We start from the raw sequence: 15,354 nt of genomic DNA, 5'->3' as shown, positions 1-15,354 counted from the left end.
TTCGGCGGCCGATTCAGCCTGGGATCTGAACCGCACCAGCCGTGCCTTTCGGAGCCGTCCCGCTCCGGAAGGCACCATAGCCATGGAACGCTTAATGTCCGGCTCAGGAATTCGGTTAAATTTTCGACGCCGGACTGTCCCGTCGGGGACATCCGGCATCGGCCGGCGCCGCTTCGGCGTCGGCGGATCGCGCTTTGCCTGGGCGCTGATCGGTCTGGTGGCGACCGGCCTCTACGTCGTCACGCATCATCGCGCGCGGCTGCCCGGCCTCGATGTGTTTCGCCCGGAAACCCGCATCGACGGCCGTGTCCATGTCTCCGATGGCGACAGCCTCCTCATCGACGGCGAGCGGATCCGGCTCCTCGGCATCGATGCGCCTGAGCTCGATCAGACCTGCGTGCAGGCGAACGCGCCATACCCCTGTGGTGCCGAGGCCAAGCGCCATCTCGCGGGCCTGATCGGAGATCGGCCGGTCGCTTGTGCGAGTCGCAAGCGCGACAAGTACCACCGTCTGCTCGCCGTCTGCCGTGCCGGCGCGGTCGAGCTCAACGCCGCCATGGTCCGCGACGGCTGGGCCGTCGCCTACGGCGGCTACACGGCGGAGGAAGCCGAGGCGCATGCCGCGCGCCGCGGCCTGTGGGCCGGCGGCTTCGACTGGCCGCAGGATTTCCGAAAGGCCAAGCGCGGCGATGTCGATCCGGAGTTTGCGTGGTGACGCCGTTGTCCGTCCCACCCGCATCGTCCGAGGCCGAGGATCTCGCCGCATTGGTCGCCGCGGCCGGCGCCTGCCGGATCTGCGTCGAGCATCCGCGCGGCAGACCGCTGCCGCATGAGCCGCGGCCGGTGCTGCGCGCCTCGACGACCGCGCGGCTGCTGATCGCCGGGCAGGCCCCCGGCACCCGCGTGCATGCCTCGGGCACGCCCTTCACCGATCCGTCCGGCGATCGCCTGCGCGCGTGGCTCGGGGTCACCGACGACGAGTTCTACGACGTGGGCCGGATCGCCATCGTGCCGATGGGCTTCTGCTTTCCCGGCCTCGACGCCCATGGCGGCGATCTGCCGCCGCGCAAGGAATGCGCGCCGGCCTGGCGCGCGCGGGTGCTGGCGGCGATGCCGCGGGTCGAGCTGGTGCTGGCGATCGGGGCCCATGCCCAGCGCTGGCACCTCGGTGCGGTCGGTGCGGTCTCCGATGTCGTCGCCGACTGGCGTGCGATCCTCGGCCGGGATGCCAGTCCGGCCGTGCTGCCGATGCCGCATCCGTCCTGGCGCAACTCCGGCTGGCTCAAACGGAATCCCTGGTTCGAGGTCGAACTCGTACCGGCTTTGCGCGCAAGGGTGCGGGAACTGATCTCCGTTGGCGCGGATGGCGGGGGCTGAGGGAAAATCGTTCTTATATCAGCGCAGACGCTTGACCTTGAGCGAAATCAGACGCACCACTTGAGCCTGAAATCGGGAAAATAATGCCCCGAGAGCTTCAAGATCCGCCTTCGGGCCGAGGTGCCGCATGATCGACCGTATCGACCGCAAGATCCTCCAGATCCTCCAGGAGGACTGCACCGTGCCCGTCGCCGAGATCGGCCGGCGGGTCGGTCTGTCGACGACCCCGTGCTGGCGCCGCATCCAGAAGCTCGAGGAGGACGGCGTGATCCAGCGCCGGGTCGCGGTGCTCGACCCCAAGCAGGTCAACGCCAAGGTGACCGCCTTCGTGGCGATCACCACCAACCAGCACTCGGACGACTGGCTGAAGCGCTTCGCCGAGGTGGTCAGCCAGATGCCGGAGGTGGCCGAGTTCTACCGCATGGCCGGCCAGGTCGACTACCTGCTGCGCGTGGTCGTGCCCGACATCGAGGCCTATGACGCCTTCTACAAGAAGCTGATCGCCAAGATCGAGATCGCCGACGTCTCGTCGTCCTTCGCGATGGAGCAGATCAAGTACACGACGGCGCTGCCGCTGCAGTTCGTGCCGGTCGAGAAGCCCCAGCCCGAGAAGGGCGGCTGAGGCAGAGATCGGGGCGGCGTGGCGCACGGGAAGCCCCGCGCCGCGACACCGATCCGCCGGTAGAAGCCTCGGGCGTCCTCAGCTGTCGCTGTCTTCGCGGTCGAGACCGCGGTCCTTGGCGAGCTGGCGCACCTTCTTGCGATCCCCGGCTGCACTGCCGACGTAGCCGGGCAGGTCCTGCGCCTCGTCGAGCGCGGCGACCTTGGTCGCCAGCTCGACGGCCGCATCCCAGGCGAGCCCGATCAGCCGCTCGCTCATGAAGGTGCGGAAATAGTCGCCCCACATGAACTCCTGGAACGGCGTATCCTCGTCGGTGAAGGCGACGTCGCGCACCTCGCGCGCGAGGTCGCGCCAGACGTTGTTGGTCATGTCCTCGAAGCGACGCGGGATCGCGGCATAGGGGCGAAGATTGCCGTGCTCGTCGATCGGCCAGCAGAAGCCGTCGGCGCGCATCTTCGGCCAGAAGCCGTCCTTGGCCACATCCGAATAGTCGCGCACCTCGCCGATCCGAACCGACTTCTGTCCGGCCTTGATCAGCGCGCAGCACAGGTGATGGTGGTCGGTGAGGTAATACTCATGATCCGGTCCCTTGACGACCGGCACGGCCTTCTTGTCGAGATAGGCCTCGAGCTTGTCCGGGCTCATCGCCTTGATCTTGGCGACGCGCTTGTCGACCTCGATGTATCCGACGCTGAGCTGGGTCGGACGTAGGTCGTCGATGGCGATCTGGCGCTGGCTGTCCTGCGGCACGGCGTGACCCTCCCTTGCGAGCAGGCCATCTTTCCGCAGATCGCGCGGCGGCGCAATTCTGAATGGTGAGAAGGGGGATTACTGCAATCCAGGGCGTATCAGGCCGACATCGCTCGCGCGGCGGGCGGGGCCTCGGTTCGCGCTCCGGCGTTCGCGCGGGCGAGCTCTAGGAAGGCGTCATGCGGCAGCGGCGGCGAGAAAAGGTAGCCCTGGCCATATTCCATACCGAGCTCCACGCTGCGATCGAATTCCGCGGCCTGCTCGATGCCTTCGGCGACGAGGCCGAGGCCGAGCTCTCGGCCGAGCGTGACCGAGGTCGTCACGAGTGCGCGGACACGGGCCGCCTCGTGGGAATCCTCGGTCAGCCGGCGGGTGAACGACCGGTCGATCTTGATGATGTCGACGGGGAAGCGGTTCACATAGTTGAGCGACGAGAAGCCGGTGCCGAAATCGTCGAGCGCGAAGCGGATGCCGAGCGCGGAGACGCGCGACAGGATGCGGTTGACCTTCTCGGCGTCGTCGAGCAGCGCGGTTTCCATGATCTCGAGCACGAGCTGCGAGGCCGGCACGCCGTTCTCGGTCAACAGCTGCTCGAGATATTCCGGCAGCGTGTCCGTAACTTGGCTACCTGACAGATTGACCGACAGGTAGAAACTGCCGCCGTTCGCCGCCGCGAGCGCCGGGATCTTGCGCACCGCTTCGCTGAGGATCAGGCGTCCGAGCGGCCGGATCAGTCCGGTCTCTTCGGCCGCCGGGATGAACTCGCCCGGCGAGATCAAGCCCTTTTCCGGGTGCCTGAGCCGCACCAGCGCCTCGCCACCGACGATTCTGCCGTCGGCGAGCCGGACGATCGGTTGGATGAACAATTCGAACCAGCCGTGTGCAATGCCCTGGCGCACGTCGGTCTCCCGCGCGCGCCGCTGCGCGACCTCGGCGGCGAGGCCATGGTCGAAGGTGTAGGCGCGGTCGCGGCCGTCGTTCTTCGCCCGGTAGAGCGCGATGTCGGCGGCGAGCAGCAGATCCTCCGCCGACCGTCCGTCGACCGGGTAGCGCGCGACGCCGATGCTGCCCGAGGGCTCGATCGTGATCGAATCGATCTCGACCGGCGCCCGGATGCCGTCGAGCGCCCGACCGACCACGGTGCAGATGTCCGCCTCGAGCGTCGCGGCCGGTACGAAGGCGGCGAATTCGTCGCCGCCGAGCCGGCCGACAAGGGCCTGAGCGCCGAAGGTCGTCTTGAGCCGCGTGCCGATCGCCCTGAGCAACTGGTCGCCGGCCGCATGTCCAAACGTGTCGTTGACCCGCTTGAACCGATCGAGGTCGAGATAGAAGACCAGCGCCTCTTCCGTGCGCTCCTGCAGCGCGGCGATCTGGTCGTCGACCGCATCGAGGAAGCCGCGGCGATTGTAGAGATCGCTGACCGGATCGATCCAGGCGATCCGGTGCAGTTCGCGCTCCGCCGCCTTGATCTCCGAGATGTCGGTCATCACCGACAGCGACAATGCGCCCTCGGGGGCGGCCTCGTCGACGATCTCGGCGAGCAGCACGTCCTTGACCGCACCCGACCGGCAGACGAGCCGCAACGGCTCGTCGTCGGTGATCCCGGTTTCCAGGAACCGCGGCAGGATGCGCCGATGATAGGCGAGCGCGCTCTCGGCGGTCAGGAATTCGTCGAGCGGACGCCCGATCACCTCTTCGCGGGCGTAGCCCGTCTCGATCAGCCAATATTCCGATACGTGCACCAGCACGCCGTAGCGGTCGACCGAATGCAGCAGCGCCGGCGTGCCGTTGTAGAGACGGTCGAGGCGCGCGTTCGTCTCCTGCCGGCGCCGCTCGGCTTCCTCCAGCCGGCGCTGCATGTTGTTGAAGGCCGCGATGGTGCGGCCGACCTCGTCGTCGGACGACCACGCGACCAGATGCTTCGTGCCGTCCGCCTCGCTCTCGGCCATGGCCTTTTCGAGCTTGGACAGCGGTTTCACAACCTTGGCGCGGTTCAGGTAGATGATCGCTGCGATGAAAATGAACGCTATCGAGAGGCGCAGGCCCGACATTTCGATGGTGCGATAGAGGATCTGGTCGTTCGAGCGCCGGTGGGAGAAGGCGTATTCGATCGTGCCGACCGACCGGCTGACATTGCCGTTCTCGTACCCGATGGGATCGACGATCCGCTCGACGTTTTCGAACTGTGCGGGGCCTTTGATCGACGCGACCTCGGCACCGCTGTCGTCGCGCACCGTGATCGAGATGACGTCCGGATCCATGGCATAGCGGCCGAGCGCCATCTCGACACGGTCGTAGCGGAACGACCACATCGGTTCGCCGATCTGGCCGGGCAGCGTGTTGCGATAGGCCTGAACCTTGCCGACGATCTCCTCGTCGATGATGCCGTGGAGCTTGTAGCCCGTCACGAAGGCGGAGGCGACGTTCAGGGCCACCAGCACTGGCAGCGTCACGGCCATGAAAAAGGTCTGATACGAGCGTTTCCACTGGAACGGGAACCGCGGCTGGCGCTTCAGCGCCTCGAGCCTCTGCATGGCCGATGCGAACACGCCCATCAGAGCCCCCCGCCGGACTTCAGGCTCGAGAACACCGTCGCCACGTCGAAGGCGTAGGACGAGCCCGCACCGTCGTTGCGTCGGAACCGGTTGAAATCGACATTGTCGAACTGGTCTCGCGGAAAGGCCGCCTCGTAGCGGCGCACGCTTTCGGCGTCGAGCGGCGCCATGGCGCATTGGACGATGCGGCTCGGCGCGGGCGCGCGCGAGCCGTCGTAATGGTCGCGCACCATGACGATCGCGAAGCCTCCCAGAAAGAAGTGGCCGCCGTCGGTCATCACCATCCGGCCGGTCTTGATGCTCTCGATCGCCAGCCGGGACCAGTTCAGGCCGGCGACGACGCAGTCCTTGCCGCCGATGCGGCCGGTCTCTTCCAGTGCGGCGAGGGCGCCGAGCGCCATCGGGTCGTTGGCGGCCCAGATCGCCCCCGGTCGGGTGCCGGCACGGCGGCTCCATTCGAGATAGCCGCGGGTGATCGCCTCCGCCTGCGCGCCGTTCCATTCGGCATTGACGATCCGGTCCAGCGTCACGTCCGGCGTGCCGGCGAGGGCGCGACGAAGGCCCGTGAGACGCTGCACGCTCGCCGGCGTCACGTCATTGCCGCCGATCGCGAGCATGTGGATGCGGCCGTCGCGGTCGGCGAGGCCGAGCCGGCGCGCCGCGGCCACCAGCGCCGCGCCCATTCGGGCGCCGGCGCCGGCGTGATCGGGCAGCAGGCTGCCGATCCTGTAGCTGGTCGGATCGGCCGATGCCGAACCGGTGCGGGACACCTCCGCTTCCTGCTCGGGCGTCAGCGGGTTCGAGACGACCAGCGTGGCGACGCCATGGCGTTCCGCTGCGATCACGATGTCGGTCGCAGCGAGATCCTCGTTGACGACGATCAGGTAGTCGGGACGCGTCGCCCGCGATGCCGCCGCGACGCCTAGGTCGCGCATGCGGATCCGGTCGCGCTCGGCGGTCAGGATTTCGAGGTCGATGTCGAGCTGTGCGGCGGCTGCGCGCATGGTCGCCGAGACCATGTCCCAGAACACTTCACCAGTCTTGCCGGGGTTGACGAAGGTCACGGCCGGACGTTCTGCGGCGCGCGCTGCCCGGAACGGGCGCGCGGCGAACGCAGCGACTGCAGCGCCAAGCAAGGCACGTCTCGAAACACCGGACATGATCCAACCTCCATGGCGACAATCGCGGGACAACGGATAAATTTGATCGAACAAACAAAGGAAATTTCGCGTAAAATTTTCGAAATTGGTCCGGCCTCTCGACGCCATCGCGGAAGGCCGCCGGGGGCTGGCGACGGCCGTGCTCGCAAGCCGGCGGAGACGGGTGTCGGCCGGCGAAACGTGCTATCGCAGACGGCATTGGCCGCCTGTCGCCTGTAGCCTGTCGTTAAACGCCGTCCTTCGTCGATCTCCGGGGAGAGCATCGTCCCATGCCGCGCCTTCTCGCCGCCCTCGCCCTGCTCGTCGCCGCCGTCGTCGGCGTGGCGGTCGCGCCGGTGCCGGCCGACGCCCGCGAGTGGAAGAAGATCCGCTTCGCTGCGGCCGGCGACTACCCGCCGTTCAACGGTCTCGGCGACGATCGCGCCTTGCAGGGCTTCGACATCGATGTCGCCCGCGCGCTCTGCGATCGCATGAAGGCCGAGTGCGAGTTCGTGGTGCTCGACTGGGACGCGCTGATCCCGGCGCTGCTGGCCAAGAAGATCGATGCGATCGCCGCCTCGATGGCGATCACCGACGAGCGCAGGCGCACGGTCGATTTCACGGCCAAGTACTACGACAAGCCCGTGGTCCTGCTCGCGGGCAAGGACGCTGCCACGGGCTCCGACCCCGCGCTCTGGAAGGGCCGCAGCATCGGTGTCCAGGCGAACACGACCTATGCGATCTATCTGCGCGACCAGTTCGCTCCGAAAGGCGCCACGGTGAAGACCTACCCGACCGAAGCCGCGGCGGCGGCGGACCTCGCCGCCGGCCGTCTCGACGGCGTTCTCGGCGACAGCGTCACGCTCTACGATTGGCTCGAGCGCGGCGCGACGGCCGACTGCTGCCGGTTCGTGCTGCCGGAGATCAAGGACGCGCGCTACTTCGGCGAGGGCGTCGGCATCGCCCTCCGTAAGGAGGACAAGGATCTCAAAGCGCAGCTCGACAAGGCGATCTCCGATATCGTCCGTGATGGGACGCATGAGCGGATCACGCGGAAATATTTCGCGTTTTCACTCTACTGACGGAGGCGGTCCTGCGCGGCGCATTCGTTGGCGTGGTGCTCGCCGGCGGCCTCGCCCGGCGCATGGGCGGCGGCGACAAGCCGCTGCTGCCGATCGCCGGCCGGCCGATGCTCGATCATGTGATCGAGCGGCTGGCGCCGCAGGTCGGCGCGCTGGTGCTCAATGCCAACGGCGCGCCCGAGCGGTTCGCGGACTACGGCCTGCCCGTCGTGGCCGATACGGTTGCCGGTCATCCGGGGCCGCTCGCCGGCGTCCTCGCCGGTCTCGCCTGGGCCCGGGACAATCGGCCGACCGCGCGCTGGGTCGTCTCGGCGGCGGGGGATACGCCGTTCCTGCCGCGCGATCTCGTGTCCCGCTTTGCCGCCGCACTCGCCGATGCGGCTCCGGGCACCATCGCCGTCGCCGCCCATGCGGGCGCGACCCATCAGGCCGTGGCGGCCTATCCGGTCGAACTCGCCGATGGGCTCGACCGCGACCTCCGCGCCGGCGCAGCGCGGGCGCTGCTCGCCTGGATCGCACGTCATCGCCATGTCTTCGTGCCCTTCGAGGCGGCGGAAGGCGTCGACCCGTTCTTCAACGTCAACACGCCCGAGGATCTCGCGGCCGCCGAGCGCGCCATCGGAACGTTGGGGAAAGCGGACCCGGGCCGAACCGGTGCGGCCTGACGCCGGCCTGACCGCACTGTAGCGGCCAAGTCACGGGGAATGTCTTGGATCCGTGAAAAATGCATGCTAGATATGCGTATATCGCGTTACTCGGCGGCGTCGCTGCTCAGGTTATGCGCTTGCCGGGACACGGCAATTCTTGTCTATAAATGGTCAGGGCGTCGTCCTTGCGAAACGGCGGGGACGGCGACAAGAAGCCCACCGGAGGAGATGTCCCATGAAACGTCGTCAGTTCATGAAATCCGCCGGAGCGGTCGGCGCGGTCGCCACTGCTTCGACGCTCGCCACCCCGGCGATCGCCCAGTCGAACCCGAAGGTGAACTGGCGCCTGACCTCGAGCTTCCCGAAGTCGCTCGACACCATCTACGGCGGCGCCGAGGCGCTGTCGAAGGCGGTCGCCGAAGCGACCGAGGGCAATTTCCAGATCCAGGTCTTCGCGGCCGGCGAACTGGTCCCGGGCCTGCAGGCGGCCGACGCGGTGACCAGCGGCACGCTCGAGATGTGCCACACCTGCTCCTACTATTACGTCGGCAAGGATCCGGCGTTCTGCTGGGGCACCGCGGCGCCGTTCGGCCTCAACGGCCGCCAGCTCAATGCCTGGTTCTATTATGGCGGCGGCAACGACCTGCTGAACGCGTTCTATGCCAAGTACGGCTTCGTCGGCCTACCGGGCGGCAACACCGGCACGCAGATGGGCGGCTGGTTCCGCAAGGAGATCAAGTCGGTCGCCGACATCCAGGGCCTGAAGATGCGCATCGGCGGCATCGGCGGCCGTGTGCTGGCCAAGCTCGGCGCCGTGCCGCAGCAGATCGCCGGCGGCGACATCTATCCGGCGCTCGAGAAGGGCACGATCGACGCGGCCGAGTGGGTCGGACCGTATGACGACGAGAAGCTCGGCTTCTACAAGGTCGCGCCGCACTACTATTATCCGGGCTGGTGGGAGGGCGGCGCCGCGCTGCACTTCTTCATCAACCAGGCCAAGTTCAACGAACTGCCGAAGCACTATCAGAGCATTCTGAAGACCGCGGCGGCCTACGCCAACGTCGACATGCAGGCCAAGTACGACGCGGTCAACCCGCCGGCGATCAAGCGTCTGGTGCAGTCGGGCGCCCAGCTGCATCCGTTCCCGCAGGACGTGATGGAGGCCTCGCTCAAGGCCGCCAACGAGCTCTACGCGGAGATCTCCAAGGAGAACGCCGAGTTCAAGAAGCTCCACGACGCGGTCATCGCCTTCCGCAACGACGAGTATCTGTGGTGGCAGATCGCCGAGTTCGGCTACGACCGCTTCATGATCGCGTCGCGCCGCGGCTGATCCGAGCGACACGCAAGAACGAGAAAGGCCCGGCGGAGACGCCGGGCCTTTTTGTTTGGGCCGTGGTGGGCGGGACGGCGACGCCCCGCCGTCCGCATCAGTTGAACTTCGGCGGCGCCAGGTCGAGCTGCATGTTGTCGAGGCCGGGGATGTTGTTGAACTGCTCGAGCGCCTTCTTCTGGTCCTCGACGTTGACGACCGGCTTCGGTGACATGACGAGGCCCGGCAGCGCCATCACCAGCGCCACCATGATGAGCTGGATGATCACGAAGGGCACGGCACCCCAGTAGATCTGTCCGGTGCGGACTGGCTCCATCGTGCGGCCCGTGACCTTGTCCTTGTAGGGCGCCTTCGGGGCGACCGAACGCAGGTAGAACAGTGCGAAGCCGAACGGCGGGTGCATGAACGAGGTCTGCATGTTCACGCCGAGCATGATGCCGAACCAGATGATCATGGTCTTGGCGATATCCTCGGGCGTGTTGAGCCCGAAAGAATGCGCGATTGCCAACGCCTGCGGATCCATCATGAAGATCTTTTCCGCCGCCGGTTTGAGGAGCGGGATCACGATGAAGGCGAGCTCGAAGAAATCGAGGAAGAACGCGAGCAGGAACACCGCGAGGTTGACGACGATCAGGAAGCCGTAGAGGCCGCCGGGCAGCGCACGCAAGTATTCCTCGACCCAGACGTGGCCGTTCACCCCGTAGAAGGTCAGCGAGAATATGCGCGCGCCGACCAGGATGAACACCACGAAGGCGGAGAGCTTGGCGGTCGACTCGGCCGCCTGCCGAACGATGGTGAAATTGAACCGGCTCGGGTCTCGGTCGATCATCCGCTTGGCGAAAGCGAGCAGCATGGCGCCCGACGCGCCCATGGCGCCGCCTTCGGTCGGAGTCGCGATGCCGATGAAGATCGTGCCGAGCACGAGGAAGATCAGCGCCAACGGCGGCACCATGACGAAGGTGACCTGCTGGGCGAGCAGCGACAGGAAGCGGAAGCCGGTGAGCCGGTTGGACAGCCAGTTGATGCAGGCGACGACGAAGGAGAACGTCACGCCGACCGACATGGACAGGATCACGAAGTCCGCGCCGTCCTTGATGCCGGCACGCTGGACCACAGCGACGCCGACCACACCGGCGACGACCACGAGCGTCATCAGCGACAGGAGGCCGCGACGATCGTCGCCGGTCGCCAGCACGCGGATGAAGATCGACAGGAGCCGAAGCGCGAAGATCACGACCAGCACTTCCAGGCCCGCCGAAACATAGCCGCCCGCCGTCCCCATGGTGAAGCCGTCGTGAATGCTCTTCCAGATCGCCGGACCGTACCAGCCGACGAAGGCGACGAGGCCGGCGATCAGCAGGATCGCGTTGATGCGGCCGAGCTTGGAGGCGAAGGCCGGGTTCGGTTCCTGGAAGCCGATCGCCTCCGGCGGCAGGCCGGGGACGGCCTTGGGCGCGAAGATCGTGGTCAGGAACACGAAGAAGGCATAGAGGCCGGAGAGCACGAGGCCCGGCACGAAGGCGCCCTCGTACATGGCGCCGACGTCGGCGCCGAGCTGGTCGGCCATGACGATCAGCACCAGCGACGGCGGAATGATCTGCGCGAGCGTGCCGGAGGCCGCGATGACGCCCGAGGCGACCCGGCGGTCGTAGCCGTAGCGCAGCATGATCGGCAGCGAGATCAGGCCCATCGAGATGACCGACGCGGCGACGACGCCCGTGGTCGCGGCGAGCAGCGCGCCTACGAAGATCACCGCATAGGCGAGGCCGCCGCGCACGCCGCCGAACAGCTGGCCGATCGTGTCGAGCAGATCCTCGGCCATGCCCGATCGTTCGAGCACGAGCCCCATGAAGGTGAAGAACGGGATCGCCAGCAGCACGTCATTGTTCATGACGCCGTAGATGCGTTCGGGCAGCGTCTGCAGGAGCGGCCAGCTCAGGTTGATCGAGCCGGCCGACAGCGGCGCCAGCTCGACGCCGACGATGAAATAGAACAGACCGCAAGCCGCCAGCGAGAAGGCCACCGGGTATCCGAGAAGCAGGAACACCACCAGCGACGCGAACATGATCGGCGCGATGTTGTGGGCGATGAAGACGGCCATGGCAAAGGATCCGGACGCTCGGAGAAGAACGAGGGGCCCCGCCGGGCGGGGCGCCGTGAAATCGGAAGCGGGATCGCGTCAGCGACGCTCGGCTTCGGCCTTCGCAACCGCCAGCAGGCGCTCGGCCTCGGCTTCGGCCGAGGCGTGATGGCCGCCGCCGCCGTGGGTGTCCTCGAGATCGCCGGTCATGATCGCGACACGCTTGACGATCTCGGACAGGGCCTGGACCGTCAGCACCGCGAAGCCGAGCAGGATCAGGAACTTCGCCGGCCACTGCGGCAGGCCGCCCGCGGAGAAGGACTGCTCGTTCGCGGCATAGGAGCGGCTGAAGAAATTGATCGACGTGTAGGTCATCACCAGCGCCATCGGCAGCAGGAACAGCACGTGGCCGATCAGGTCGATCCAGTTGCGCGTGGCGCGCGGCAGAAGCTGGTTCACGATGTCGATGCGGATGTGTTCGTTCTGGATCAGGGTCCAGGGCGAGCAGAGCAGGAACACGGCGCCGAACAGCACCCATTGCAGCTCGAGCCAGGAGTTCGACGACGCGTCGAAGAGCTTGCGGATGATCGCGTTGGTGGTCGACACCAGCACGGCGACCACGATCAGCCAGCTGAGCCATTGTCCGACGCGCGTGTTGATCTGGTCGACCGCGCGCGAAAATGTGAGGAGAGCCTTCACTCCCGTGTCCTCCCTTGGGCGACCGCCACCCCCTCTTGTCGTTCGAAGGGTTTGGCCGTCACGCTTATCCGCTTCCTATAGCAAGGGTTTTTCAACCTTCCTAGAGGCATGCGCGGCGCGCGGAGGAGACCCGCGCCCAAATTTTGACCGCTCAGCCCGCGCCCGGCAGTGACGCCGCGGCGCGCGCGGCCGCGAGGCGCCGGACCCTTTCGCGATGGACGGTATAGAGGCCCGAGCCGACGACGATCGCCGCGCCGATCATGGTCGCGGCGTCCGGACGATCGCCGAACAGCGTGATGCCGTAGACGAAGGACCAGACCAGCAGCATGTAGCGGAACGGCGCGATCACCGACATCTCGCCCCAGCGCATGGCGAAGATCAGCGTGACATAGCCGACGAGCAGGAACACGCCCGCGCCGATCAACACCGCGAGCAGCCGGAGGTCGAGCGGGCGCCAATCGGAGATCGCCGAGAAGGTCGCTTCGAACGGAAACAGCGCCGCCCCGGTGAGCGTGACGATCAGGGCCGTGATGCCGGTGACGAGCGAGGTCGGCACAGCGGCGGGGATCCGGGAGGTCGCCAGGTCGCGGACCACCACACAGACGACCGCGGCGAGGATCAGCATGGCGTAGGCGTTGAACCCCTCCATGCCCGGCCGCACGATGATCAACACGCCGCCGAACCCGGCGGCAATCGCCGCCCAGCGTCGCCAGCCGACCGGCTCCTTGAACACGAGCGCCGCGCCGGCGGTCATGGCGAGCGGTGTCGCCTGGAAGATCGCCGAGACATTGCCGATCGGCATATGGGCAAGCGCGGTCAGGTAGAACAGCGTCGCGCCGATCTCGCCGACGAGGCGCAGGCCCATCAGCGGATGGATCAGCCGCCGCCACCGGCCCCACGCGCCCGCCGCGGTCGCGAAGCCGAGCAGGATCGTGGTGGCTACGATACCGCGCACGAACATGATCTCGCCGAGCGGCAGCGCCTCCATGGCGATCTTCACGCAGGTGTCGTTGCTGATGAAGCCGAACATGGCGACGTTCATCGCCAGGATGCCGCGGGTATTGTCGGAAGAGGCGTGCGTCGGCGCGGTCATGGCTCGGATCCGGATGCCCGGGAGCCGTCATCGTCCGTGCTCGCCCGCGCGGCGCGGACCCTAGCCGCTCGCCTCCGGCCCCGCAATCCGCCCGCGCCGCAACGAGCCCATGCGCCATTGGATCGATTGAATGGAGGCGCAAGCGCGATGCGGACCTGAAGCCGCCACACTATTCAGGTGCGGTTCGAGGCTTGGATGGGTAGATTGGCGGGAAGGTGCCCGCGGTCGCGGGCCGTCGCAGGCGAGGCCGGGAGCGGAATGGTGGTTGCGGTGCGCGCAGGGAACGGCAGCCGGCGAGGACGCCGGGCGACGGCGCTCGTCGCCGCGGTGCTGGCGCTCGCCTGTGTTCGGCCGGCGCAGGCCGCGTCTGATCTGCCCGGCGCGGAAGTCGCCCTGCCGGCCGCGCTGCTCGAGCCGCCGGCGCTGCCGACGGGACCGGTCTGTCGCGCGGACCGCGAGCGGATCGGCCGCGCCGCCGAGCGCTATGTCGCCGAAGCCGCCCAGCGGGTCGATGCGGTGGTCGCCCGGCTCGACGAGGCGCGGCGGGATGCCAAGACGCCGAAGGCGCGCCTCGATGCGCTCGTCGCCGAGCGGGTTGCTGCCGACGCCCGTCGCAAGGACGGCGAAGCCTATCGCGAGGCGGTCGGCCGTCTGCCGCTCGCCGATTGCCCGCTCGGCGCCGTCGTGGCGCCCGACCTGCCCAAGCCGAGCCTGCCGCTGCCCGCGCCGACGGCGCTGACCGCGGCGGCCGATCCGGTGCTCGACCTGCGCTTGGTGCCGGTCGAGACCTGTCGGGCCGAGACCCGGTGTGGCATCCGTTTGGAGACGACGCTGCGCCGGTCGAGCACGGACCCGCGCCGCGCGGTGGTGCGCATCGAGGCGGCCGGCGCGCGCTTCGGCGCGGCGAACGGCCCGTGGACCTGCGTGGGGCTGGCCGGCGGCGCGCTCTGCTCGATCGATTTCGCCAGCCTCGAAGGCGGCTCGGCCAATCCGCAGACCCTGAGCCTGACGTTTCCGCGGACTCAAGGTCCGGCCCGGCTCTGCGCCGCGAGCCCCGCGTTCGATCCCGGCCTCCTGCCGAGCCGCGATCCGGAGCGGGTCCGGCTCGTGCAGGCGCTGATCGCCGGCGATCGCCCGGCCGAGTTGGACGGCCGCTTCAAGGAACCGATGCGGGCGTCGATGATCGCGGCGCTGGCAGGAAGGGCTCGATCGCGCCGAGGCGGACGACGACACGCTGGTGCGGCTCTATCTCGCGACGAGCCTCGCCACCGGGGCCACCGGCGCCCAGACCTGCATCTCGGTGCCGGTCGAACAGACCATCGCCAGAGTGCCGCCGACGGCGATCCCGGACGGCGGCAAGGGCGAGGCGAACCGGACCGAGCCGGTGAGGGCGGACACCGCGCGCGCGGATGACGGTCGCACCGATCCGGTCCGCACCGTGCAGAAACGCCGCATCATCCCGGTCGAGGAACCGCCGGCCCGCCGGCACGACCTTCAGCTCCCGAACGTCGGCAAGCTGCTGTTCGGGCGGCGCGGCGCCATCCCCTTCGGGTTCTGACCGCCGCGGCGCCGGCCGTGGTTGCGGCGGGACGTCTGCCGCGTCAGTAGCCGGCCGGCTTCATCGGGCTCGTCGAGCACCAGCGCACCCACGGATACTGATAGCGCAGATTGCCGTAGCCGGTGCGCCAATAGCTGTCGCCGAAACCGGCGCGGTAGGCGCGGTGGTGGTGCCAGGCGTGGTGATGCCGGCCATGGTGATGCCGGACGTGCCGGTAGCCGGCGGTGTGGTGCACGCAGCACGGCTCGGCCGCCGAGGCCGGGGCCGCCTCGAAGGCGCCGCTGGCGAAGAGCGCCACGACGGCGGCTGCGAGAAGACGAAGACGCGGGAAGACGCGAGACGGCATGGGCAGGTCCTTCATGAGACCCGGCGGGAGCGGCGCCGGGCGGCAGACGAGCAGACAACGCCGGACATGAAGATCC

General features: G+C 67.9%; 15 protein-coding genes. 8 read left to right on the top strand and 7 right to left on the bottom strand.

The features are described from left to right. The first annotated feature begins 82 nt into the window (after positions 1 to 82). The 3 genes from ABS361_11900 (at position 83) to ABS361_11890 (ending at position 1,999) form a co-directional block, all read left to right on the top strand. Complete coding sequence (locus tag ABS361_11900; protein ID XBY42824.1) at positions 83 to 715, top strand: thermonuclease family protein; 633 nt, start codon at positions 83 to 85, stop codon at positions 713 to 715. A 50-nt stretch (positions 716 to 765) separates the two neighbouring features. Continuing rightward, positions 766 to 1,377: a uracil-DNA glycosylase family protein gene (locus ABS361_11895; GenBank protein ID XBY46883.1), complete on the top strand. Its 612-nt coding sequence runs from the start codon at positions 766 to 768 to the stop codon at positions 1,375 to 1,377. Positions 1,378 to 1,507: 130 nt separating this feature from the next. Next, positions 1,508 to 1,999, top strand: coding sequence for an Lrp/AsnC family transcriptional regulator (locus ABS361_11890; GenBank protein XBY46882.1), 492 nt, complete (start codon positions 1,508 to 1,510; stop codon positions 1,997 to 1,999). A gap of 78 nt (positions 2,000 to 2,077) precedes the next feature. Here the strand turns inward: ABS361_11890 and ABS361_11885 are convergent, their stop codons facing one another. From ABS361_11885 to ABS361_11875, 3 genes are all read right to left on the bottom strand, one after another. Beyond that, positions 2,078 to 2,749: a ParB-like protein gene (locus ABS361_11885; protein ID XBY42823.1), complete on the bottom strand. Its 672-nt coding sequence runs from the start codon at positions 2,747 to 2,749 to the stop codon at positions 2,078 to 2,080. A 98-nt stretch (positions 2,750 to 2,847) separates the two neighbouring features. After that, positions 2,848 to 5,304 (bottom strand): EAL domain-containing protein, encoded by a 2,457-nt coding sequence (locus ABS361_11880; GenBank protein ID XBY42822.1) that lies wholly within the window; start codon positions 5,302 to 5,304, stop codon positions 2,848 to 2,850. Beyond that, positions 5,304 to 6,572 carry an ABC transporter substrate-binding protein gene (locus tag ABS361_11875; GenBank protein ID XBY42821.1) on the bottom strand — a complete coding sequence of 423 codons (1,269 nt, stop codon included), beginning with the start codon at positions 6,570 to 6,572 and terminating at the stop codon, positions 5,304 to 5,306. Before ABS361_11875 ends, ABS361_11880 begins: the two co-directional genes overlap by 1 nt. A gap of 161 nt (positions 6,573 to 6,733) precedes the next feature. Between ABS361_11875 and ABS361_11870 the strand changes: the two genes are divergently transcribed. The 3 genes from ABS361_11870 to ABS361_11860 all read left to right on the top strand — a co-directional run bounded on the left by ABS361_11870 (position 6,734) and on the right by ABS361_11860 (position 9,502). Then, positions 6,734 to 7,525 (top strand): transporter substrate-binding domain-containing protein, encoded by a 792-nt coding sequence (locus ABS361_11870; GenBank protein ID XBY42820.1) that lies wholly within the window; start codon positions 6,734 to 6,736, stop codon positions 7,523 to 7,525. A 32-nt stretch (positions 7,526 to 7,557) separates the two neighbouring features. After that, positions 7,558 to 8,190 (top strand): molybdenum cofactor guanylyltransferase MobA, encoded by a 633-nt coding sequence (mobA, locus tag ABS361_11865; protein ID XBY42819.1) that lies wholly within the window; start codon positions 7,558 to 7,560, stop codon positions 8,188 to 8,190. Between the two features lie 217 nt (positions 8,191 to 8,407). After that, entirely contained in the window at positions 8,408 to 9,502 is a 1,095-nt protein-coding gene (locus tag ABS361_11860) for a TRAP transporter substrate-binding protein (GenBank protein XBY42818.1), read from the top strand. Positions 9,503 to 9,599: 97 nt separating this feature from the next. Here the strand turns inward: ABS361_11860 and ABS361_11855 are convergent, their stop codons facing one another. From ABS361_11855 to ABS361_11845, 3 genes are all read right to left on the bottom strand, one after another. Then, positions 9,600 to 11,603: a TRAP transporter large permease subunit gene (locus ABS361_11855; GenBank protein XBY42817.1), complete on the bottom strand. Its 2,004-nt coding sequence runs from the start codon at positions 11,601 to 11,603 to the stop codon at positions 9,600 to 9,602. 78 nt (positions 11,604 to 11,681) lie between these two features. Continuing rightward, on the bottom strand, positions 11,682 to 12,281 hold the full coding sequence (locus tag ABS361_11850) for a TRAP transporter small permease subunit (GenBank protein XBY42816.1): 600 nt from the start codon (positions 12,279 to 12,281) through the stop codon (positions 11,682 to 11,684). A gap of 151 nt (positions 12,282 to 12,432) precedes the next feature. Beyond that, a complete protein-coding gene (locus ABS361_11845) occupies positions 12,433 to 13,374 on the bottom strand; it encodes a DMT family transporter (GenBank protein ID XBY42815.1) in 942 nt (313 codons plus the stop codon). Positions 13,375 to 13,551: 177 nt separating this feature from the next. Between ABS361_11845 and ABS361_11840 the strand changes: the two genes are divergently transcribed. Then, positions 13,552 to 14,787, top strand: coding sequence for a hypothetical protein (locus tag ABS361_11840; protein ID XBY42814.1), 1,236 nt, complete (start codon positions 13,552 to 13,554; stop codon positions 14,785 to 14,787). Next, positions 14,759 to 14,932, top strand: a complete 174-nt coding sequence (locus tag ABS361_11835; protein XBY42813.1) for a hypothetical protein — start codon at positions 14,759 to 14,761, stop codon at positions 14,930 to 14,932. Before ABS361_11840 ends, ABS361_11835 begins: the two co-directional genes overlap by 29 nt. Before the next feature lie 43 nt (positions 14,933 to 14,975). Here the strand turns inward: ABS361_11835 and ABS361_11830 are convergent, their stop codons facing one another. Beyond that, positions 14,976 to 15,278 carry a hypothetical protein gene (locus ABS361_11830; GenBank protein XBY42812.1) on the bottom strand — a complete coding sequence of 101 codons (303 nt, stop codon included), beginning with the start codon at positions 15,276 to 15,278 and terminating at the stop codon, positions 14,976 to 14,978. Positions 15,279 to 15,354: the final 76 nt, after the last annotated feature.

Source organism: Ancalomicrobiaceae bacterium S20, assembly GCA_040269895.1.
Lineage (GTDB): Bacteria > Pseudomonadota > Alphaproteobacteria > Rhizobiales > Ancalomicrobiaceae > Methyloraptor > Methyloraptor flagellatus.
This window is presented reverse-complemented; position numbering and strand designations above follow the sequence as displayed.